General features: G+C 51.8%; 21 protein-coding genes and 1 other RNA gene. 12 read left to right on the top strand and 10 right to left on the bottom strand.

Annotation, left to right across the window (positions count from 1 at the left end):
• Positions 1-37: 37 nt before the first annotated feature.
• Positions 38-373 (bottom strand): DUF2314 domain-containing protein, encoded by a 336-nt coding sequence (locus tag DCX48_15355; GenBank protein ID QXE15778.1) that lies wholly within the window; start codon positions 371-373, stop codon positions 38-40.
• Between the two features lie 511 nt (positions 374-884).
• On the opposite strand from DCX48_15355, the gene DCX48_15350 reads away from it, so the two are divergent.
• The 7 genes from DCX48_15350 (at position 885) to DCX48_15320 (ending at position 7,008) form a co-directional block, all read left to right on the top strand.
• Positions 885-2,435: a transcription antiterminator gene (locus DCX48_15350; GenBank protein ID QXE15777.1), complete on the top strand. Its 1,551-nt coding sequence runs from the start codon at positions 885-887 to the stop codon at positions 2,433-2,435.
• 48 nt (positions 2,436-2,483) lie between these two features.
• Entirely contained in the window at positions 2,484-2,963 is a 480-nt protein-coding gene (locus DCX48_15345; GenBank protein QXE15776.1) for a PTS sugar transporter subunit IIA, read from the top strand.
• Between the two features lie 13 nt (positions 2,964-2,976).
• Positions 2,977-3,291: a PTS fructose transporter subunit IIB gene (locus tag DCX48_15340; protein QXE15775.1), complete on the top strand. Its 315-nt coding sequence runs from the start codon at positions 2,977-2,979 to the stop codon at positions 3,289-3,291.
• A 25-nt stretch (positions 3,292-3,316) separates the two neighbouring features.
• Complete coding sequence (locus DCX48_15335; protein QXE15774.1) at positions 3,317-4,408, top strand: PTS fructose transporter subunit IIC; 1,092 nt, start codon at positions 3,317-3,319, stop codon at positions 4,406-4,408.
• 11 nt (positions 4,409-4,419) lie between these two features.
• Positions 4,420-5,271 (top strand): aldolase, encoded by an 852-nt coding sequence (locus DCX48_15330; GenBank protein ID QXE15773.1) that lies wholly within the window; start codon positions 4,420-4,422, stop codon positions 5,269-5,271.
• 89 nt (positions 5,272-5,360) lie between these two features.
• Positions 5,361-6,224 carry a ketose-bisphosphate aldolase gene (locus DCX48_15325; protein ID QXE15772.1) on the top strand — a complete coding sequence of 288 codons (864 nt, stop codon included), beginning with the start codon at positions 5,361-5,363 and terminating at the stop codon, positions 6,222-6,224.
• A 202-nt stretch (positions 6,225-6,426) separates the two neighbouring features.
• Positions 6,427-7,008 (top strand): flavodoxin family protein, encoded by a 582-nt coding sequence (locus DCX48_15320; GenBank protein QXE15771.1) that lies wholly within the window; start codon positions 6,427-6,429, stop codon positions 7,006-7,008.
• Between the two features lie 40 nt (positions 7,009-7,048).
• Here DCX48_15320 and DCX48_15315 read toward each other — a convergent pair whose 3' ends face one another.
• The 6 genes from DCX48_15315 to DCX48_15290 form a co-directional block, all read right to left on the bottom strand.
• Complete coding sequence (locus DCX48_15315) at positions 7,049-7,945, bottom strand: LysR family transcriptional regulator (GenBank protein QXE15770.1); 897 nt, start codon at positions 7,943-7,945, stop codon at positions 7,049-7,051.
• Positions 7,946-7,987: 42 nt separating this feature from the next.
• Positions 7,988-9,883 carry a DNA topoisomerase IV subunit B gene (gene parE, locus DCX48_15310; GenBank protein QXE15769.1) on the bottom strand — a complete coding sequence of 632 codons (1,896 nt, stop codon included), beginning with the start codon at positions 9,881-9,883 and terminating at the stop codon, positions 7,988-7,990.
• An 83-nt stretch (positions 9,884-9,966) separates the two neighbouring features.
• Positions 9,967-10,548 carry an esterase YqiA gene (gene yqiA, locus DCX48_15305; GenBank protein QXE15768.1) on the bottom strand — a complete coding sequence of 194 codons (582 nt, stop codon included), beginning with the start codon at positions 10,546-10,548 and terminating at the stop codon, positions 9,967-9,969.
• The gene (gene cpdA, locus DCX48_15300) at positions 10,548-11,375 is read right to left on the bottom strand and encodes a 3',5'-cyclic-AMP phosphodiesterase (GenBank protein QXE15767.1); all 828 of its coding nucleotides are present in this window, start codon (positions 11,373-11,375) and stop codon (positions 10,548-10,550) included. The genes yqiA and cpdA overlap by 1 nt, the downstream gene beginning before the upstream one ends.
• A 231-nt stretch (positions 11,376-11,606) precedes the next feature.
• On the bottom strand, positions 11,607-12,038 hold the full coding sequence (locus DCX48_15295; GenBank protein QXE15766.1) for a DUF1249 family protein: 432 nt from the start codon (positions 12,036-12,038) through the stop codon (positions 11,607-11,609).
• 4 nt (positions 12,039-12,042) lie between these two features.
• Positions 12,043-12,675, bottom strand: coding sequence for an ADP-ribose diphosphatase (locus DCX48_15290; protein ID QXE15765.1), 633 nt, complete (start codon positions 12,673-12,675; stop codon positions 12,043-12,045).
• A gap of 336 nt (positions 12,676-13,011) precedes the next feature.
• Between DCX48_15290 and tolC the strand changes: the two genes are divergently transcribed.
• The 3 genes from tolC (at position 13,012) to DCX48_15275 (ending at position 16,523) form a co-directional block, all read left to right on the top strand.
• Positions 13,012-14,406, top strand: coding sequence for an outer membrane channel protein TolC (tolC, locus tag DCX48_15285; protein QXE15764.1), 1,395 nt, complete (start codon positions 13,012-13,014; stop codon positions 14,404-14,406).
• A 270-nt stretch (positions 14,407-14,676) separates the two neighbouring features.
• Complete coding sequence (locus tag DCX48_15280; protein ID QXE15763.1) at positions 14,677-15,351, top strand: DUF1190 family protein; 675 nt, start codon at positions 14,677-14,679, stop codon at positions 15,349-15,351.
• Positions 15,352-15,362: 11 nt separating this feature from the next.
• Positions 15,363-16,523 carry a glutathionylspermidine synthase family protein gene (locus tag DCX48_15275; protein ID QXE15762.1) on the top strand — a complete coding sequence of 387 codons (1,161 nt, stop codon included), beginning with the start codon at positions 15,363-15,365 and terminating at the stop codon, positions 16,521-16,523.
• 68 nt (positions 16,524-16,591) lie between these two features.
• Here DCX48_15275 and ygiD read toward each other — a convergent pair whose 3' ends face one another.
• From ygiD to rsmI, 3 genes are all read right to left on the bottom strand, one after another.
• Positions 16,592-17,377, bottom strand: a complete 786-nt coding sequence (ygiD, locus tag DCX48_15270; protein QXE15761.1) for a 4,5-DOPA dioxygenase extradiol — start codon at positions 17,375-17,377, stop codon at positions 16,592-16,594.
• A gap of 221 nt (positions 17,378-17,598) precedes the next feature.
• Positions 17,599-17,977, bottom strand: an RNA gene (rnpB, locus tag DCX48_15265) — RNase P RNA component class A.
• A 25-nt stretch (positions 17,978-18,002) separates the two neighbouring features.
• Positions 18,003-18,890 carry a 16S rRNA (cytidine(1402)-2'-O)-methyltransferase gene (gene rsmI / locus DCX48_15260; GenBank protein QXE15760.1) on the bottom strand — a complete coding sequence of 296 codons (888 nt, stop codon included), beginning with the start codon at positions 18,888-18,890 and terminating at the stop codon, positions 18,003-18,005.
• Between the two features lie 61 nt (positions 18,891-18,951).
• Here rsmI and DCX48_15255 point away from each other — a divergent pair, with 61 nt between their 5' ends.
• Complete coding sequence (locus DCX48_15255) at positions 18,952-20,970, top strand: penicillin-binding protein activator (GenBank protein QXE15759.1); 2,019 nt, start codon at positions 18,952-18,954, stop codon at positions 20,968-20,970.
• Positions 20,928-21,323 carry a YraN family protein gene (locus DCX48_15250; protein ID QXE17265.1) on the top strand — a complete coding sequence of 132 codons (396 nt, stop codon included), beginning with the start codon at positions 20,928-20,930 and terminating at the stop codon, positions 21,321-21,323. Before DCX48_15255 ends, DCX48_15250 begins: the two co-directional genes overlap by 43 nt.
• Positions 21,324-21,352: the final 29 nt, after the last annotated feature.

Here is a 21,352-nt window from a genome sequence, read left to right as displayed (position 1 = left end):
TTATCGTTTATACAGCACAGCCAGATTAGCAATGCGGCTATTCATTCTTTCCATAGATACCAATCACGTGGCAAGAATGAAACGTAACAACCTGGCCGCATTGCACACAGTCGCTTCCCGTAGGCTCATTATCTAAAACCCCTTCGTAAAACGCATCGTGCTTTTTTGTCACGTTGACCCACATTCTTTCTACCGAAAGGTCATCAGAGCCCGCCGTTTCCTCCATACGGAAGATCAACTTAACAAAATCGCCAGACGCAAGTGATTCACGTACCGCTTTGGCCGGAATCCAGAATGAATCTGGGTACTCGCGGTTAATCGCTTCGCCATCGTCCAGCTCGTAGTGATCGATTTCGTAAGTCGGTAATTTCATTACACCTCATTGATACATCGCACAGACGCAGTCTGCTTTAGCAGTTTGATAGCAAACATACCGTTTCATTAAGAATTATTCATCATCATTGTCGGCGCAAACGATAATGATTAACATAAGGCGATGTTCAGTTCAGACATCGCCACCACAATAGGGTAAGAACGCACAGCACGGCGTTCTTACCTTTTTATTTCACCCCTGTCCTGGCTTGCTCCTATTCTTATTTTCACTGCATTATTTATGCGAAATAATTAATATGCAGATGAGATCACAATTATTACCCATGATAACGTGATCGCGATCCCAATTAATATTCACTCAGCATCATGTTTTAATTTTGTCCTACTCAGCGGACAGTATTTAGTATTGTCCCTATCGACTATCACGACTAAATTAATCACTACAGCACCCTATTTAAATAAATCGAAAGAGAAAATAAAACAGGAAACTATTTAGAAAAAATCATCAATCCGATAAGCATCAGAAAATCTAACGAATCACAGAGGGTAATATGATGCAGCCACTCACCTCCCGCCAGAACCGTTTATTGAAATATCTGTTACAACACCAGGGATATGTAACGGTTAAAGATATTGCACATTACCTGGATGTGTCGGAAAAAACCGTCTATCGCGATATGCAATTTGTTGAAGCCTTCCTTTTTGTCTGGAATATTTATCCAGACAAAAAGGTCGGTGCGGGCATCATGTTAACAACGGATGACGATCGACACCTCACGTTGCTGGAACAGCAGCTTGTCGTGGATGATGGCGATACCGATGCCCTGATCAATAATGCTCGCCGCGTCAAAATCGCCTCACAGTTATTAAGCGACACACCTCACGAAACTTCCATAAGTAAACTGTCAGAACGCTACTTTATCAGCAGTGCCTCTATCGTTAACGATCTGAAAATTATCGAAAGCTGGCTACATCCACTGGGATTATCGTTGGTTCGCAGCCAGAGCGGCACGCACATTGAGGGCAGTGAAAATCAGGTGCGTCAGGCGATGGCCTCGCTGATTAATGACGTTATGCACCATAAAGAGCCCGGCCCGCTTAGCCACTCTCGTCTCGACCCCGGCAGCTATAGGGCGCTGATTAACTATTTCGGTGAAAAAGACGTTTCCTTCGTCGAAGCGCTGTTACAAGACATGGAGAAAGCGCTTTCTTATCCGCTCGGCGAGCCTTATTACATCAATATTTTCACCCATACCTTAATTATGATGCACCGCATTGCGCAGGGAAAAGCGCTCATCATGGCGGAAGACTCTATTCATCAGCAGGTTGATAATCGCATATTCTCCATCGCTAAAAATATGGTGACCCAAATAGAGCAACGCGTCGAGAGTACGCTACCTTCTGATGAAGTCTGGTTTATTTACCAATATATTATCTCTTCAGGCATTGTGATGGAAGAGCGTGCAGATAACCAACTGCTTCGCTACCAATTTTCTAACGGTGAATCGCGTAGAATTACGCGTGCATTAACGCAGGTATTTTCTGATTTAATCAATATCGACTTGCGTACGGATAAGTTATTACATGAAGGATTGCTTATTCATATCAAGCCGTTGCTTAACCGATTAAAGTATCAAATACACATTCGCAATCCATTATTAGACGATATCAAAAGCGAATTTATCGATATTTATGAAATGACTCAGCAAGCCATGAATGAAGTCTGTCTGCGATTTCAATTAAAACCGGTCGCTGAAGATGAAGTCGGCTATCTGACCATTCATTTTCAAGCCGCGCTGGAACGCCAAATTGCTCACAAACGAATTTTGGTGGTGTGCTCCAGCGGTGTGGGAACATCGCACCTGCTAAAAAACCGTATTCTGCGCGCGTTTCCTGACTGGATTATTGTTGGCGTTATTTCGGCCAGTAATATGCAGATATTCTGTCAGCAGGAAGATATTGAGCTAATTATTTCTACGATTCATCTGGAAGAGCAACTGATTCCGGTGGTTTATGTATCCGCCTTTTTTAATGACGATGACATTAAACGCGTGACCGAGAAAGTTATCGCGAATCAACTGCATCAGGCCGTTCCTCACTGATTATTGGCCGAACGTTAATTTTTTAAATTTATAGATGAGGTGTGATAAATGGATATCAATAAAATACTGAATGCCAACCGCGTAAAGTTAGACATGTTCGCGACGAATAAAGATGAAGTCATTAATGAATTAACCGACCTGTTGTATGCCGATGGCGCTATTACCAATAAACAGGATTTTATTCATGATGTCTGGTTACGTGAAGCCGAAGGTTCAACCGGCTTTGAAAACCATATTGCGATCCCTCATGGGAAATCATCTGCCGTAAAACAAACCACGCTCGCGATTGGCCGAACCCGTCAGGATATCCCCTGGGAAACGCTCGACGGCAGCCAGGTTCGCTGCATTATTCTCTTTGCCGTGCGTCTGGAAGATCAGAACACGACACACATTCGCCTGCTGTCTCAGGTTGCCAGTGCACTGGCCGATGATGAGGTGATTGCTCAACTGTTGGACGAATCCGATCCCCATAAAATTATTCGGCTGTTTAGTCAGTATGCAGAAACAGCGCCTGTCACTCCGATATAAGACGAGGCTCAAAATGAATATTGTTTGTGTTGCCGCCTGCACGGCAGGTATCGCGCATACCTATATCGCACGCGAGAAACTTATTAAAGGTGCCAACGCGTTAAATTATGCGATCAAAGTGGAAACCCAAGGCACGATTGGCACCGAGAATGAATTAACACACGATGAGATAGCCGCCGCCGACGTCGTTATTCTGGCTATCGATATCAAAATAACAGGAGAGGAACGATTTAAAGGTAAACCTATCGTTCGGGTAAAAACGGAGGTCGTTATTAAATCTCCAATCAAGTTTCTGGAAAAAGTCGCTAGCTCTTTAGCGGGTGCCTGAATATATCCATTTCGGGGTAATCATTATGAACACCAGAAAAATAACCGTTGGACAGGAAATAAAACAGCATCTTCTTACCGGTATTTCTTGGATGATCCCGCTGATTGTCGCCGCCGGGATCTGCATTGCTCTCGGTCAGGTCATCGGTGGTCCGGATGTCGGCAAGCAAACCGGCAGCATCGCATGGATGCTCAATCAGATCGGCGGCTGGGGAATGGGGCTGATTGTGCCGCTAATCAGCGCCGCGATCGCTTACTCGATTGCCGACCGCCCCGGCTTTGCACCCGGCCTGATTGTGGGCTTTATCTGCGGGCAGATTCAAACTGGGTTTATCGGCGGTATTCTCGGCGGATTTTTAGTCGGCTACACGGTGTTGCTGCTGCGCCGCTACATCAAGCTACCCACGTCGATGCAGGGGCTGATGCCCGTCATGATCCTGCCGCTGCTTAGTACCATTATCGCGGGACTGCTGATGATGACGTTTATCGGTCAACCCATCATCTGGCTGCAAAAATCGCTGATTCATCTGCTGGAATCCATGCAAGGCGGTTCAAAATTCCTGATGGGCGCAATTTTGGGGGCAATGGCAACCTTCGACTTCGGCGGACCGGTAAACAAAACGATGTCGCTCTTCGCAGACGGCATGTTGGTCGATGGCATTTACGGGCCGGAAGCCGTCAAGTTTGTCGGTTCAATGATTCCGCCTTTCGGCATCACGCTTTCTTTCTTTTTGACTCGCTACAAGTACACCCGCGCAGAAAAAGAGGCGCTGAAAGCGGCCTTCCCGATGGGGATCTGCATGATTACTGAGGGGGTCATCCCGATTGCCGCACGCGATTTATTTAGGGTCGTTGCCAGTTGCGTTGTCGCCTCCGCCATTGCGGGCGGACTGATCATGGTCTGGGGTGTGGAGGCACCCGTGCCGCACGGCGGCATGTTTGTGGTCCCGCTGTTTACCAAGCCGCTGATGTTCTGTCTGGCGCTCGGTATCGGCACAGTAATCTGCGGCGTGATGCTGTCGCTGATTAAGAAACGCGTCACACAGGCTGATGAAGAGTTCGACGACGTTGATGACAGCCGCGTTCGTGACGAAGACATTAAGTTCACTCTCGAATAACAGGAGCCGCCATGTATGCCGCAATGAAAGCCCTCATTGATGACGCGTATCAACAGCAGTATGCCGTGCTCGCCATCAACTGTTTCAATCTGGAGACTGCTCGTGCGGCCATTGCTGCCGCCGAGCAACAGCGTGCGCCACTGATCCTTAACGTTTACCAAGGACACAGTGCACACTTTCCGCCGCATCTCGCGGTGCCACTGGTCAAGGCGCTGGCCGAACGGGCAACCGTCCCTGTTGCGCTTAGCCTGGATCACGGCACGGCATTCAACCTGATCGGGCAGGCGTTCCGTGCGGGGTTTACCGGACTGATGATCGATGCTTCCAGCTATCCGCTGGCGGAAAACATCCAGCGCACACAGCAGGTAGTGACCATCGCTGCGACCGCTGGCGTCTGTGTGGAAGGTGAGCTTGGGCATATCGCCGATGCCCCCGTCTACGACCTTGAGGATGCCACGGTGAAAATGACGCAAGTAGAGGATGTCATTCCCTTTATCCGCCAAACCGGTATCGACCTGCTTGCTGTGTCGGTCGGCACCGCCCACGGTATTTACCCTGCCGGAGTGACGCCACGGATTGATTTTGAGCGACTGGAAGCGTTGCATCAGGCATCAACGGTGCCGCTGGCACTCCACGGCGGCAGCGGCACCAAGGCCGACGACATTCGCCGCGTCAGCCGTCACGGTGTCGCCAAAATCAACGTCGGCGCAGCTGTTTTTGAGGCAGGGAAAACGGCGTTGCAGCAGGCGCTACATCAGTACCCAACGATGGAGCTATCCGACCTGCTAGCGACGATGGAATCCGCGTGCCGCGACGTGGTCGCCGATTATCTCAGTTGGTCCGGTTCAACCAACAAAGCCTGACCGTTCGCGCTTTACCGACCTTCGCCATCAGTGGTTATCCACTGATACAGGAACGCTTTGCCCTTTATCCGACACAGGAGAGACACATCATGTTGATTTCTATGACCGATATGCTTAAGCCCACACGTGAGCATCGCTTCGCTATCGGAGCGTTTAACGTGGCCGATAGCTGCTTTATCCGCGCCGTGGTGGAAGAAGCCGAAGCAACGAATACCCCCGCCATCATCTCTATCCACCCGAGCGAATTGGCTTTCGTTACCGATGAGTTCTTCGCTTATGTGCGAGAAAGAACGCTGCGCAGCCCGGTTCCGTTTGTCATCCACCTCGATCACGGCGCCTCGATCGCGCACGTTCTGCGCGCCATCCAATGCGGGTTTACCTCCGTGATGATCGACGGCTCGCTCCTGCCTTATGAGGAGAACGTCGCACTCACCACCGAGGTGGTAAAACTGGCGCATGCCGTTGGCGTTTCCGTCGAGGGGGAATTAGGCACGATTGGTGATACTGGCACCACGATAGAAGGCGGCGTCAGCAAAGTGATCTATACCGACCCCGAGCAGGCGGAAGATTTCGTTAACCGGACGGGCGTTGATACGTTAGCCGTTGCCATTGGCACGGCGCACGGTATCTACCCCAAAGACCTGAAGCCAGAGCTACAAATGCATATCCTGCGAGATATCTCGCAGCGGGTATCGATCCCACTCGTCCTGCACGGCGGCTCAGCAAACCCAGACGCCGAAATTGCCGAAGCGGTGACGCTGGGCGTAGGCAAAATCAATATTTCCAGCGATATGAAATTCGCCTATTTCCAAAAAGCGCGGGAAATCCTCAGCCGTGAAACCTGGTGGGACCCTAATGCCATCTACCCGGAACCGATCAACGCGGCAAAAGAGGTGATTCGCTATAAAATGGCGCTCTTCGGCTCAATAGGAAAAGCCGCTTTATATCGATAGATACGCCACACGATCTGAACAGGGCAAGGGAAGGATTCTCTTGCCTTTTGCCCTCTACGCATTATTTCAACATAGCGGCATTCCGCCTCTTATTGTTGATATTCAGTCAACAGTGTTATGCGCTACCGCCCATTTTTCTTCATCGCTCGCTCCCCTAGACTACGCCCAACCTCTTCGTGATAACCGATTCGAGAACAGACCTATGCAGAAGATTTTGCTGATTAACGCGGGCAAATCATTCGCCCACTCCAAAGGTGAGTTGAACGACACCCTTACCGACGTCGCCGCCAGTTTTCTACGCGATAAAGGTCACGACATTCGCGTGACTGTCGTGGACAACGGCTATGATATTGAAAAGGAAATTCAGAACTACCTGTGGGCGGATACCATCATTTACCAGATGCCGGGTTGGTGGATGGATACACCGTGGATACTGAAGAAATACATCGATGACGTGTTTACCGCCGGCCACGGTTCGCTTTACGCCAGCGATGGCCGCAGCCGTTCAGATGCCAGCAAGAAATACGGTTCTGGTGGGTTGTTGCAAGGCCGGAAATACATGCTGTCTCTGACGTGGAATGCGCCGCTGGAAGCTTTCGACGATCCTGATCAGTTCTTCCACGGTGTAGGGGTCGACGGGGTTTATCTGCCATTCCACAAAGCAAACCAGTTTATCGGGTTATCTCCACTGCCGACCTTCATCTGCAACGATGTGATCAAGGCACCGGACGTCCCCGCTTATCTTGCAAACTACCGCCAGCATCTGGATCAACTCTTTGCCTGATCGGCAGTTTACACACCTCTCCAGCGCTGTGAGTCACGCCTCACAGCGGATTTTCCGTTAGCTTCTCGCTCATAAAATCCAGAAAGCAGGTAATACGCGCCGCCAGTTGGCTATTGCGATAATACACCGCGTAAACCGGCAGGCTGGCTTCTACCGTCTCCTCGGTCAGGATCGGCACCAGTCGCCCCGCCGCTAAATCGTCACGAATCAGGAAGGTAGACATACGCACAATCCCTTCGCCTCGTAACGCAAGCTGACGCAATATTTCACCGTTTGATGCCAACAGCGCTGGCGTGATGGGGTAAAAATCCTGAAGCCCGTGCCGCAGCGGCCAATGATTCAGCGACTCCACCTGAGTAAACCCCAGACAAATATGATCGGCCAATGACTCAACCGTCTCTGGTGTACCATGCTGTTGTAGATAATCAGGGCTGGCGACAATACGCAGCTTGCTTGCACCGAGCGGTCGAGCATGAATGGTGGAGTCTTTGAGTGTGCCAATACGAATGGCAATATCGATATGCTGTTCCAGTAAGTCGATAATGAAATCATCCGTGTTGAGTTCAAGAATGATTTTTGGATAGCGGCGACGAAACTCCGGCACCAGAGGCACAATCACATGCTGTATAAACGCTGAAGCCGAATTGATCCGCAGCCGTCCGCTCGGTTGCTCGTGACGCAGCAACACTTGCTCTTCTGCATGCTCCACGGCGTGAATCACACCACGGGCGTGCTCAAGGAACATCGTGCCCTCTTCGGAAAGCGAGAGGCGCCGGGTAGTACGATGCAGCAAGGTCGTACCCAGCTTGTCCTCCAGACGCCGCAGCGCCCGGCTGATGCCGGACGTAGTTTGCCCAAGCTGTTCCGCTGCCGCCGTGATCGAACCGGTGTCGATCACCACCACAAAAGCCTGAAGTTCCTCAAGCGTGACTTTCATAAGCGAATATACCTGCCGTCGATGAGGTATCTGATCAAAGCGTTATACTTCGATCTCCGCCCTATCGCCTTTCTCTTGCAGCCAGTTGCGACGATCTTCCGAGCGTTTCTTCGCCAACAGCATATCCATCATCGCCATCGTTTGATCCATCTCCTCGTCGTTGATGGTCAACTGCACCAGACGGCGAGTATTCGGATCCAGCGTGGTTTCACGCAGCTGCGGTGGGTTCATTTCACCCAGACCTTTAAAGCGCTGTACGTTAGGTTTGCCTCTTTTGCGCTTAAGCTGTTCCAACACGCCCGCTTTTTCCTCTTCATCCAGCGCGTAGTAAACCTCTTTGCCCAGATCGATACGGTACAATGGCGGCATCGCAACATAAACGTGCCCGCCTAGAACCAGCGCTCGGAAATGGCGGACAAACAGCGCACACAGCAGCGTTGCGATGTGCAAGCCATCGGAGTCCGCATCCGCCAGAATACAGATCTTGCCGTAACGCAGTTGGCTGAGATCGGTGCTATCGGGATCGATACCGATAGCGACTGAAATATCGTGTACTTCCTGCGAAGCCAGCACTTCATCGGAGGAGACTTCCCAGGTATTCAGGATCTTACCTTTCAACGGCATGATCGCCTGAAATTCACGTTCACGCGCCTGTTTCGCCGATCCACCCGCCGAATCCCCTTCTACCAGAAACAGTTCCGTCCGGTTGAGATCCTGCGAGGTGCAATCCGCCAGCTTGCCAGGTAACGCTGGTCCGCTGGTCAGCTTCTTTCGCACCACTTTTTTGGCAGCACGCATGCGGCGTTGAGCGCTAGAAATAGCCAGCTCAGCCAGTTGCTCCGCGGCCTGTACGTTCTGGTTCAACCACAGGCTGAAAGCATCTTTCACGACGCCGGACACAAACGCAGCACACTGGCGGGAAGAGAGACGTTCTTTGGTCTGCCCGGCAAACTGCGGTTCCTGCATTTTTACCGACAGCACATAAGCGCAGCGTTCCCAGATATCATCTGCGCTCAGCTTCACGCCACGTGGCAGAATATTACGGAATTCGCAGAATTCACGCATCGCATCCAGCAGGCCTTGACGCAGGCCGTTAACATGCGTCCCGCCCATTGGCGTAGGAATAAGGTTAACGTAACTTTCCGTCAGCAGTTCACCGCCTTCTGGCAGCCAGAGCAGCGCCCAGTCTACGGCTTCCGTATCACCGCTAATCGAGCCCAGAAACGGTTTTTCCGGCAGCGTGATCAGGCCATTTATCGCTTCACACAGGTAGTCGTTCAGACCATCCAAATAGCACCAGCGCTGCTCGGTGTTATTCACTTTATCTTTGAAGATGATTTCCACACCGGGGCACAAGACCGCTTTGGCCTTCAGCAAGTGCGTCAAACGAGATACCGAAAAGCGTGCGCTGTCGAAGAATTTCTCATCCGGCCAGAAGTGCACGCGCGTACCGGTGTTACGACGCCCGCAGGTGCCTGTTACCGTAAGTTCCTGCACCTTATCACCGTTTTCAAAGGCGATGTCATAGACCTGACCATCGCGCTTGACGGTGACTTCAACACGGGTAGACAGGGCGTTTACCACGGAAATCCCTACGCCGTGCAAACCGCCCGAAAACTGGTAGTTCTTACCGGAAAATTTGCCGCCCGCGTGCAGACGACACAGGATCAGTTCAACGGCGGGTACACCCTCTTCAGGGTGAATATCAACCGGCATCCCACGGCCATCATCAATCACTTCGAGTGACTGATCGGCGTGCAAAATCACATCAATACGGCGTGCATGACCCGCCAGCGCTTCATCAACGCTGTTATCTATGACCTCTTGTCCCAGATGGTTAGGACGCGTGGTATCGGTGTACATTCCCGGACGACGGCGCACCGGTTCCAGTCCGCTGAGTACTTCAATCGCATCAGCGTTATAACTTGATTGAGCCATAGTTTGCGTTAATTCTTTGAGTTCAGTGAATGGTGTTTAACGAACCGCTTTCGGCGATTCGTTTTTCAATGCATGTGCGGCGTTCAGTCTGTCGTGAGCCCTAAAAAATTCACAATGGGTGTGAAAAAGTGCTCAAATCCAACAAAGGCATGATTGCCCCCTGATTCCACAGTTTGACGGCAGGCCGTGTAATACGCGACTGCCTGACGATAGTCCAGAACCTCATCCCCAGTCTGCAATAGCAGCCAGAGCAAATCCGGCGATTCCAGTCGGTCAACCTGCATGACCTTCAGATCGTACACGTGCCGAGACTCTAGCACATATTGTTCGCCGGTGTAGGGGTTCTGATATTCGCCCAGATGGTCCAGCAACAGTTCAAACGGCTTCACTGCGGGATTCACAACCACGGCAGGCAGCATAAAACACTGGGATAGCCAGGTGGCATAATAACCACCGAGGGAAGAGCCAACAATACCGACCGGACGACCCGCTCGTTCCATAATCAACGACTCCATCATCTCGGCGGCCTCCGTCGGATAAGGCGGAAGCTGTGGAATCACCATGTCAATTTCAGGATGCTGTTCTGCCAGCCACGTTTTCAGCGCCGTCGCTTTCGATGACTGGGGGGTACTGTTAAAACCGTGCAGATAAAGAAGTGTTGGCATTAGTAACCGTCCGAATCCATGTCAGGCAGGAATTCGCTGCCCGACAGGCGGTAGACCTCAGTTTCCAGACGGCCATCTGGCAGCAGGTCCAAATAGCGCCATCCCGGTGCCATGTTATCAATCGTGAAATTGGTACAGTGCGGTTTGAACTGCACGCAGGTCGATGGCGTTGCCAGCAGCCGGCGGCCATGCCAGTCAAAATCCATCTCTTGATGAATATGCCCACATAGCACGGTGTTCACCTGTGGATAGCGATCCAGTACCGCAGACAAATTATGCGCGTTACGCAAGCTGTGTTGATCGAGCCAGGTACAGCCAGAAGGGTGTGGATGATGATGCAGCAGCAGCAGCGTAAAGCGCTCAGGCTGGCTTTTCAGGCTACGCTCTAACCATTCAAGCTGGTATTCACTCAGTTCACCATGCGGGACGCCGAACACTTGGCTGTCCAATAGAATAATCTGCCATTTGTCGCCCAGCAGCACATGTTTGGACGGCGCAATACCGGCGTCAGCCAGCGCGTCTACCATCGCCGGTTGGAAATCGTGGTTACCTGGAAGCCATACGCAAGGTGCAGGAATCTGCGCAATCGCACGCGAGAAATGATGATAGGCTTGCAGCGTATGATCCTGCGCCAAATCGCCCGTCGCTACGATCAAATCAAACGCATCCTGCCGAGCCTTGATGGCATCCAGCACAGCGTGATAGCTACGATAGGTGTTGATACCCAGCAAGGTTTCATGCTCGCCCGCAAAAAGATGGGTATCTGTTATTTGTAAAATCCTGACTCTGGCGCCACTCGCCACAGGCAGTGTCAACAGGCTTTCCAAATGGTGTCCTTGGTTACGTAAATCTGTCTCTACCCGTCATCTTTCAAATTGCAGAATATACCCATCATACTTCAAGCTGCATGTGCGTTGGCTTTCCTCGCTCACCCCAGTCACTTACTGATGTAAGCTCCCGGGGATTCACTGTGTCGCCGCCTTCCTGCAACTCGAATTATTTAGGGTATACGTTGGTTTCCCTTATGGCTCAACGGCCACTTTCCTGCACGTTGAAATCTATTGGGTATCAAAAACCGGTATCGACATCGAACCATACGCCAAACAATATTTTAGCCAATCAGCAAGAAACTGATTAATTTGATGCTTTTCGTCACGTTGGTGTAACTTCTTATTAGGATAATCATAACGTGCTTTGAAACGAAAGATCTGCTGGCTGGCACACACTTCCGCAACCAACGCATCATGATACAACCTAACGCTCATCATTGGCAGGCTCCAATAGCTGACAGCGGGTGCCGTCTGCTTAATCTCGACCAATGAGGTATAGCGAGTAGATTCAAGAATCGTCAGTTGGTAGACCGCATTATCGACGTGATAAACCGCGATTTCACCGACTTCATCAACTTTTGGCAGCAAACGCCGTAATTGCATGAAATTGGTTTCACATAGCCTCATCATGGCAGGGAAATCCGGTGTATAACGTTTCATCAATTCAACCCACCCACTCGCGCTTCAGTTCTTCATGGTGCAACGCCAACCATTGCAAGGCAATGACAGACGCCGCGTTATCAACAATCCCCGCCTCAACCCATTGATAGCTCTGTTCACGGCTCACCACATGTACGCGGATATCTTCATTTTCTTCCGCCAAACCGTGAATCCCTTTCGCCATGCGGGTATCCACTTCACCCACCATCACCGCCAAACGTTCGCTAGTGCCACCGGGGCTGGCAAGATAGTTGATTATCGGTCTACAGCGGCCAACCCTTAACCCAGCTTCTTCCTCTGCTTCACGCCGCGCCACGCCTTCGTGGCTTTCTCCTGGCTCAATCATGCCAGCCACCAGCTCAAACAGCCAGGGAGACGCGCTGGTGTCATAGGCGGCGATACGAATCTGTTCTATTAATACCACTTCATCACGTACCGGATCGTAAGGCAGAAGCACCACAGCGTGACCGCGCTCTAAAATTTCACGGCTAACTTCACCACTCATGCCGCCATTAAACAGACGATGACGGAAGCGGTAACGCTCCAACGAAAAAAAACCGTCGTACAGCGTTTCGCGTGCAATAATTTCTACATCATCTTTGGTGAAAGTAACGGGGCCGGATACGGAAGACGCCATGGCTATACTCCTGTAACAAGTATTAATGGAATTCGGTATTGTATGGCGGAATTCGCTGTCATTATACTCATCATTGTTTTTGAACGTTTATTCGGCATGACGTCAGCGACGTGGGGCTATATCCGCCCATCGCATCACTTTTCGGTGCCTTACTGAACCGCAAAACGTCGCCCTGAATCATCCAACAGGTCAATTTACCTGACCATTTGGACATATTCCGCTGAAAGATGGCACGTTCAGCTACCTTATCCTATTGGCAGATTCTGATAGAATCGACAATTATTCGTCTATAGACAGCGCTACCATAGCGAGATTGCTGCACAACAAGGAATGCAAATGAAGAAATTGCTCCCTCTTCTTATTGGTCTGAGCCTGGGTGGCTTTAGCGCCATGAGTCAGGCGGAAAACCTATTACAGGTTTACCAGCAGGCAAAAAGCACCAACCCTGATTTACGCAGCTCTGCGGCAACCCGCGACGCCGCGTTTGAAAAAATCAATGAATCACGCAGCCCGCTGTTGCCACAGTTGGGTTTAGGCGCTGACTATACCTACAACAGAGGCTACCGTGACAGCAAAGGCGTCAACAGCGACGTCAAGGGTGCTTCACTGCAATTGACCCAGACGCTGTTCGACATGTCCAAATGGCGTGCGCTGACATTGCAGGAAAAACAAGCCGGTATTGAAGACGTAACCTATCAGACCGCTCAACAGAACCTGATGCTGAACACGGCGACCGCTTATTTCAACGTGCTGCGTGCTATTGACTCACTGTCCTACATCAATGCGCAGAAACAGGCGATTTATCGCCAGTTGGATCAAACGACACAGCGTTTCAACGTAGGTCTGGTTGCCATTACCGACGTTCAGAATGCTCGCGCACAATATGACAGCGTGCTAGCCAATGAAGTGTTGACGCGTAATACGCTGGATAATGCGCTGGAATCACTGCGCCAGATTACGGGCAATTTCTACCCGCAATTGGCTGGTCTGAACATCGAGCGTTTCTCTACCCAGAAACCTGAAGCCGTTAACAACCTGCTGAAAGAAGCCGAAAACCGCAACTTGAACCTGTTGTCCGCACGTTTGAGCCAGGATTTGGCACGTGAGCAGATTCGCTCCGCCGAAACAGGCTATATGCCGACGCTGGATCTCACCGCATCGACGGGCGTCAGCGATACACGCTACTCGGGTTCAAGAACACAGAACAGTAACTCGTTTAACGACACCGACGCAGGGCAACACAGAGTAGGCATCAACTTCACTTTGCCGCTTTACAGCGGTGGCGCGACCAATTCTCAGGTGAAGCAGGCGCAGCACAGCTATGTTAGCTCTAGTGAACTGCTGGAAAGCGCACACCGTTCTGTTATCCAGACGGTACGTTCATCGTTTAACAATATTTCTGCCTCCATCAGCAGCATCAACGCTTACAAACAGGCTGAAGTGTCTGCACAAAGCTCTCTGGATGCAATGGAAGCGGGCTATCAGGTAGGAACGCGCACCATCGTTGACGTACTGGATGCCACCACCACGCTGTATAACGCCAAACAGCAGCTCTCCAGCGCACGTTATGATTACCTGATCAATCAGTTAAACATCAAGTCCGCACAGGGCACGCTGAGCGAAACCGATCTGCAAGCGCTGAATGCGTCATTGGGTCAGCCGGTTTCCACTACGCCGACCGTAACGGACAATACCGCCCCGCAGGCAACGGCCGCCTCGGCGCAGCGTTAATCTGTAGACGCGTTGACAAGTATCCGATACAGGGGAACCACGGTTCCCCTTTTTTATACCTGTCTCTTTTCCACAAAATAACGCAACGGCATCAGAACGCTGGAGCCGTCTTCCTTCTTCATAAGGAGAAACGCTGCACGACTTAATGTATAGCAACGTAAAGACCCCTGCCGTTACACCTATTGCCGCTTTAAATTCAAGCAACGTTCCCCTATTCTTAGGCACACTTATTTGTTATTGGCCGTGATGCTTTGCTCTGGGATAAACACGATGAAACGCACAAAAAATATTAATCAGGAAACGTTCCGCAAGGAATGGCGAACGCACCGTCTGGCACCTGTTGCTTTGGCCGTCAGTGCCGTATTCTTCCTCGCGGGCTGCGAACAAACAGATGAAACCGTCTCCCTCTACCAGAATGCGGATGACTGTTCATCAGCCAACCCGTCAATGTCTGCCCAATGCACCACCGCGTACAATAATGCGTTAAAAGAAGCGGAAAAAACGGCACCAAAATACGCAACGAAAGAAGACTGCGTAGCAGAATTTGGCGAAGCGCAATGTACCCAAACTCCCGCACCTGCACAGGCCGGTATGGCAGCAGAACCACAACAAAGTGGTGGTATGTCCTGGATGCCATTGATGGCCGGTTACATGATGGGTCGAATGATGGGTGGCGGTGCCGGTTTCGCACAGCAGCCACTATTCAGTCCAAAAACGCCAGCCAGCCCGGCCAATGGCCAATTCGTTGATGCAGCCGGTAAAAACTACGGCAACGCGGCGACGGGCCGCACGGTGACCGTGCCTAAAACCGCACTGGCACCGAAGCCTGCAACCACATCCACCATCACGCGTGGTGGCTTTGGTGAAACCGTAGCGAAGCAAAACAGCATGCAACGTAGCAGCGCCAGCTCAAATTCCAGCTCTTCCCGTAGCATGGGCGGCTGAGGACGTATCGAATGAAGCGGATAGATATTACAGCGCGTCCTGACTGGCAGGAAAAAGCCACCGAATTTGGTTTTCGTTTCCACACCATGTACGGCGAGCCCTACTGGAGCGAAGAGGCTTACTACCAGTTCACGCTTGCTCAGATCGAAGAACTGGAAGAAACCACGGCAGAACTACACCAGATGTGTCTGCAAGTGGTGGAAAAAGTCATCAGTAGCGACGCGCTGCTCACCAAATTCCGTATTCCCAAACACACTTGGGAATTCGTCAGACATTCATGGCGCACCAATCAGCCTTCGCTGTATTCGCGCCTCGACTTGGCGTATGACGGCAAATCCCCAGCCAAATTGCTAGAAAACAATGCGGATACGCCGACATCGCTGTATGAAGCCGCCTTTTTCCAATGGCTGTGGCTGGAAGATCAAACCAACGCCGGAAATCTGCCGCAGAATGCTGACCAGTACAACAGTATTCAGGAAAAGCTGATCGAACGCTTTGAAGAGCTGAAGCTAAATCATGGCTTTGGCTTGCTGCACTTCGCCTGCTGTCAGGATACGGAAGAAGATCGCGGTACGGTGCAATATCTTCAGGATTGCGCGCTGGAAGCGGGTCTGCCGAGCGAATTTCTCTACATCGAGGAAATCGGCCTCGGAGAGAAAGGCCAGTTTACCGATCCTGAAAATCAGGTAATTAGTAACCTGTTCAAGCTGTATCCGTGGGAATTCATGCTGCGTGAGGTGTTTTCCACCAAGCTGGAAGATGCAGGCGTGCGTTGGCTGGAGCCAGCCTGGAAAAGTATCATTTCCAATAAAGCGCTGCTGCCGATGCTGTGGGAAATGTTCCCGAATCACCCCAATCTGCTTCCTGCTTACTTTGCGGAAGATGAACACCCCAAACTGGACAGCTACGTCATCAAGCCGCTGTTTTCACGTGAAGGGGCGAACATTCAGATCGTGGAAAACGGAAAAGAGATTGCGTCAGCCGATGGCCCTTACGGCGAAGAAGGCATGATCGTCCAGCAATACCATCAATTGCCGAAATTCGGCGACAGCTACACGCTGATTGGTAGCTGGCTGGTGAACGATCAGCCTTGCGGTATCGGCGTACGTGAAGATCGCGCCCTGATCACTCAGGATCTCTCGCGCTTCTATCCGCACACCATTCTGGATTAAGTCACAAAATTGAAAGTAACAAGGCACGGTTTTCACCGTGCCTCCTCATTTCTGAAGCAAAAAGCAGATTATCCTACCTGTACCGACAGCATACTCAGCGATCCCATCTCAAGCCCATCAACGGGAATACTGATCGCTTCTTTGCCGTCCCAACTTCCCAGCACATAAAGCAGCGGGAAATAGTGATCGGGCGTCGGGTTGGATAGCGCGGCACCATCATGCTGCATAAAATTAACCAGCGGATGATCGTCCCCCTGATAAGTCAGGTTATCACGCACAAATTGATTGAACGAGACGGCCCACGGATACGGCTCTGCGTCACCGTCCCATTTCACCATCCGCAGGTTATGCACGACGTTACCACTGGCCACTATCATGAAGCCTTCATCACGCAGTGCAGCCAGCTTGCGCCCTAATTCGTAGTGATACTCGGCAGGCTGCGTGCCGTCCACGCTCAATTGCACAACGGGAATATCCGCATTCGGGTACATCTTTATCAGCACGCCCCAGGAACCATGATCCAAGCCCCATTGGCTTTGATCGGCAGTAACGGGATACGGAGCCAGCACCTGCTGGATTCTCGCCGCTAACTCAGGCGAACCGGGTGCCGGATATTGAGTATCAAACAGCGCCTGTGGGAAACCGCCAAAATCGTGGATTGTGCGTGGTTTCTCCATCGCCGTCACAGCCGTACCACGGGTATACCAGTGGGCGGAAACAGCAATAATTGCCTTCGGACGCGGCAGCGTCTCGCCTAGCGTTTGCCATGCCTGAGTATAAGCATTGCTTTCCAACACGTTCATCGGGCTACCGTGGCCGAGGAACAGTGCAGGCATCCGGGAAGTGTTGTTCATAGTCATATCCTCTGAAAGATGTTAGCGAACGTGCCACAGCACGTGATGGCCTTACTCTACGCGCTTTATGGCATAGAAAAAGTCAGAGTTATGTGATGGAGAACATCAATTAATTTGAAAGGAATATTACATGCCAGCTCTTTCATAAAAAACGTCGTGGACAGTCATTCATCCTACCTGTCCCCATAAAGCAAAACCCCGCCGAAGCGGGGTTTTATGATGAAGGGAGTTGACCGTTAAGCCGGGTTCTGTCGTGGACAGTCATTCATCTAGGCCAGCAATCACTCACTGGCTCAAGCAGCCTACCCGGGTTCAGTACGGGCCGTACCATGTGAACCCCTATTTGGCCTTGCTCCGGGTGGAGTTTACCGTGCCACGAACTGTTGCCAGTCGCGCGGTGCGCTCTTACCGCACCCTTTCACCCTTACCTGATCCCACTTGCGTGGGCCATCGGCGGTTTGCTCTCTGTTGCACTAGTCGTAGGCTTGCGCCTCCCAGGCGTTACCTGGCACCCTGCCCTATGGAGCCCGGACTTTCCTCCCCTCCACCTGTCTCCCCCGAAAGGGACGGCAGTGAAGCGGCGACTGTCTGGTCAACTCCGGCGCGGATAATAGGGTAAATTGCCCTACTTGTCATCCCCCGATTCACCACTATCACCTTCTTGCTCCAGCCCATAGCGATAAAGTGCGTTTTTCTTCACGCCGTGAATTTCAGCCGCCAGCGCCGCTGCTTTCTTCAGCGGCAGCTCGACGCGCAATAGCGCCAACGTGCGCAGAGCTTCGGAAGACAAGACACTCTCATCAATTTTATGCCCTTCCACAATCAGCACCATTTCCCCTTTGCGCCGATTCTGATCTTCTTTCACCCAGGCAAGCAATTCGCCCACAGGTGCGCCGTGAATCGACTCCCAGGTTTTGGTAATTTCGCGCGCTAACACCACATAGCGTTCAGCCCCCAGCACCTCACTGATATCCTGCAAGCTGTCCAAAAGACGATGTGTCGATTCGTAGAAAATCAGCGTACGGGGTTCTTCCCCTAGCTCACGCAACTTATCTTTACGACCTTTGGTTTTGGCTGGGAGAAAACCTTCATAGCAAAAACGGTCAGATGCCAGACCGGACGCGGAGAGCGCCGTTATCGCCGCGCAAGCGCCAGGCAGCGGTACCACGCGAATACCCGCTTCTCGGCAGCGCCGAACCAAGTGGTAACCGGGGTCGTTAATCAGCGGCGTGCCTGCATCTGAAACCAGCGCGATACTTTGCCCTGACTGCAATTTAGCCAGTAACACATCCGCTTTTTGTTGTTCGTTGTGGTCATGTAATGCGAACAGTCGCGCATTAATCGCAAAATGTTGTAACAGCAGACCGGTATGGCGGGTATCCTCTGCGGCGATCAGATCAACGCTCGCCAATACCGCCAGCGCACGCTGCGTGATGTCGCCCAGATTGCCGATTGGCGTGGGGACAATGTAGAGGGTAGATGCAGAAATATCTGCTTGTTGGTCTTGATTCATTGTTTCATCCGGGTTGCCGATTTAATATTGAGCATCTTTAAAAAAAATCACTGGATACAGTATGCTTCCCTTTCATTTCGTCCGTACCCAGGCAGGGCGTGCTATCCCTGTTTTGTTAGCGGCACTGTTTCTCGCAGGCTGTCCAAGTCAGGCACCGCAGAGCCCGCCACCCGAGGTTCAGGGAAAAGCCGACGCATCATCCGATTATTATCTGCAACAGATGCAGCAAAGTAGCGATAATAACAAGGCTGACTGGCAATTACTTGCTATTCGTTCCCTGCTACAGGAAGGGAAAGTCCCTCAGGCAAGTCAGCAGTTCAGCACCCTGCCAGAAAAACTGAGCGCGGCGCAGAAGCAAGAGCAGCAGTTACTCAGTGCGGAACTGTCCGTCACCCAAAACAATATGGATGCGGCCAAAGCAGCGCTGAGCCAGCTTGATGTCGGCGCGCTTTCCGATCCGCAAAAACAGCGTTACTACCAGACGCAGATCAAAACGGCACAAGGGCGTCCCTCCATTGAGCTGCTGCGGGCCTACATCTCTCAGGAGCCGCTGCTGAAAGGCGACGAACATCAGATAAACCTTGATCAGACCTGGCTGGCATTGACGCAAATGTCACCGCAAGAGTCTGGGTCGCTGCTGATTAACGCGAATGAAAACGTTCTCCAGGGCTGGGTAGATTTGCTGAATAACTACCAGAACAACCGCGAATCTCCCGATCAGTTACAGAGCGCGATTCAAGACTGGCAAACCCGTTATCCGCATCATCCTGCTGCGAAAACACTGCCTACACAGCTAAATCAGGTCATCAATTATCAGCCGTCATCTGTAAATAGCATTGCGCTGCTGTTGCCACTTAACGGTCAGGCGCAGGTTTTCGCCAATGCTATCCAGCAAGGTTTTAACGCGGCAAAGAATGGTCAGATAGCCACCGCGCCCGTATCTGCCCCTGCCGCATCGGCAACGGACACGACACAAAACGGGCAAGTAACGACATCACCGGATGGACAAAGCGTTCAATCGCCTGCGCCGTACAGCGATCAGGCGGTGGCATCAACAACACCAGCACCTGAAGCACAGACAGCAGGCGCGGGACTGTCCAGTTCGCTTCCGGTAAAAGTGTATGACACATCTTCACAACCGCTGGCCAATATTCTCACACAGGCACAGCAGGATGGCGCATCGCTAGTGATCGGTCCGCTGCTGAAAAATGAAGTGGATCAGTTGGCGAACAGCCAGTCGCCGCTGAATATCTTGGCACTGAATCAGCCGGAACACGTCGAAAACAGTCCTAACATCTGCTATTTCGCCCTCTCTCCGGAAGATGAAGCCAGAGACGCGGCAAAATTTATCCACCAGCAGGGTAAACAGCAGCCGTTGGTCTTAGCCCCTCGCGGTGCGCTGGGCGACCGTATCGTCAACGCATTCGCTCAGGCATGGAACCAGCAAAGCGGTACCAGCTCTCTGCAACAGCGCTTTGGCAATACGGCAGAGTTAAAACAGGCCATCAATAGCGGCGCGGGTCTAAGCCTGAGCGGTCAACCTGTTAACGTATCGCAACAGCAGGCACAGACGGGCACCACCATCGGCGGCCTGACCATTCCATCTCAGGTTCAACCGACGTCCAGTTCGTCCGTCAGTGGCAATATCGATGCGGTCTATATCATCGCAACACCAGACGAGCTCGCGCTGATTAAGCCAATGATCGACATGCGCACCACCTCACGCGCACGTCCGGCGCTCTACGCCAGCTCACGTAGCTTCCAAGCTGGATTAGGGCCGGACTTCCGCCTCGAAATGGAAGGTTTACAGTTCAGCGATATCCCGCTGCTCGCAGGCGCGAACCCGGCACTGATGCAGCAGGTCAGCAGCCAGTTTAAAAACGATTACTCGTTAGTCCGCCTGTATGCCATGGGGATGGATGCCTGGACACTCGCCAGCCACTTTGGTGAAATGCGCCAAATTCCGGGCCACCAGATTTCTGGCGCAACAGGAATGTTAAGCGCCGGACCGGATTGCACCATCAACCGGCAGTTAACCTGGCAGCAATACCGTCAGGGTCAGTTGGTACCTGTTCTCTGAATCAGCGAGCGGCTGGCGCAGTTTACGAACAACAGGCTCGGCGCTATCTTGAACGCGCGGGCCTGACCTTCACCGCCGCGAATGTTACGCTACGCGGCGGCGAACTGGATTTGATCATGCGCGATCGCCATATCTGGGTGTTTGTCGAAGTTCGCTATCGGCGCAACGCACATTTTGGTGATGCGGCAGCCAGCATCACCCGACGCAAACAGCAGCGGCTACTGCATGCAGCGGCCGTGTGGTTGGCACAACGAGGTGCCAGCTTTGACACGGTGGATTGTCGTTTTGACGTGCTGGCCATTACGGGCGAGCAGTTGAACTGGATCCCCAATGCCTTTGCTGCACAGGGATAATACATCCTTGATGAATTTCAATTTACGTA

The organism is Pectobacterium atrosepticum, from assembly GCA_019056595.1.
In the GTDB taxonomy this organism is placed as follows: Bacteria; Pseudomonadota; Gammaproteobacteria; order Enterobacterales; family Enterobacteriaceae; genus Pectobacterium; species Pectobacterium atrosepticum.
The sequence above is the reverse complement of the archived record's forward strand: the minus strand, read 5'-3'. Positions and strand labels throughout refer to the sequence as shown.

Coding starts and splice junctions, on each gene's coding strand:
- DCX48_15355 (QXE15778.1), bottom strand. CDS start 373: ATGAAATTACCGACTTACGAAATCGATCACTACGAGCTGGACGATGGC.
- DCX48_15350 (QXE15777.1), top strand. CDS start 885: ATGATGCAGCCACTCACCTCCCGCCAGAACCGTTTATTGAAATATCTG.
- DCX48_15345 (QXE15776.1), top strand. CDS start 2,484: ATGGATATCAATAAAATACTGAATGCCAACCGCGTAAAGTTAGACATG.
- DCX48_15340 (QXE15775.1), top strand. CDS start 2,977: ATGAATATTGTTTGTGTTGCCGCCTGCACGGCAGGTATCGCGCATACC.
- DCX48_15335 (QXE15774.1), top strand. CDS start 3,317: ATGAACACCAGAAAAATAACCGTTGGACAGGAAATAAAACAGCATCTT.
- DCX48_15330 (QXE15773.1), top strand. CDS start 4,420: ATGTATGCCGCAATGAAAGCCCTCATTGATGACGCGTATCAACAGCAG.
- DCX48_15325 (QXE15772.1), top strand. CDS start 5,361: ATGTTGATTTCTATGACCGATATGCTTAAGCCCACACGTGAGCATCGC.
- DCX48_15320 (QXE15771.1), top strand. CDS start 6,427: ATGCAGAAGATTTTGCTGATTAACGCGGGCAAATCATTCGCCCACTCC.
- DCX48_15315 (QXE15770.1), bottom strand. CDS start 7,945: ATGAAAGTCACGCTTGAGGAACTTCAGGCTTTTGTGGTGGTGATCGAC.
- parE (QXE15769.1), bottom strand. CDS start 9,883: ATGGCTCAATCAAGTTATAACGCTGATGCGATTGAAGTACTCAGCGGA.
- yqiA (QXE15768.1), bottom strand. CDS start 10,548: ATGCCAACACTTCTTTATCTGCACGGTTTTAACAGTACCCCCCAGTCA.
- DCX48_15295 (QXE15766.1), bottom strand. CDS start 12,038: ATGAAACGTTATACACCGGATTTCCCTGCCATGATGAGGCTATGTGAA.
- DCX48_15290 (QXE15765.1), bottom strand. CDS start 12,675: ATGGCGTCTTCCGTATCCGGCCCCGTTACTTTCACCAAAGATGATGTA.
- tolC (QXE15764.1), top strand. CDS start 13,012: ATGAAGAAATTGCTCCCTCTTCTTATTGGTCTGAGCCTGGGTGGCTTT.
- DCX48_15280 (QXE15763.1), top strand. CDS start 14,677: ATGAAACGCACAAAAAATATTAATCAGGAAACGTTCCGCAAGGAATGG.
- DCX48_15275 (QXE15762.1), top strand. CDS start 15,363: ATGAAGCGGATAGATATTACAGCGCGTCCTGACTGGCAGGAAAAAGCC.
- ygiD (QXE15761.1), bottom strand. CDS start 17,377: ATGAACAACACTTCCCGGATGCCTGCACTGTTCCTCGGCCACGGTAGC.
- rsmI (QXE15760.1), bottom strand. CDS start 18,890: ATGAATCAAGACCAACAAGCAGATATTTCTGCATCTACCCTCTACATT.
- DCX48_15255 (QXE15759.1), top strand. CDS start 18,952: ATGCTTCCCTTTCATTTCGTCCGTACCCAGGCAGGGCGTGCTATCCCT.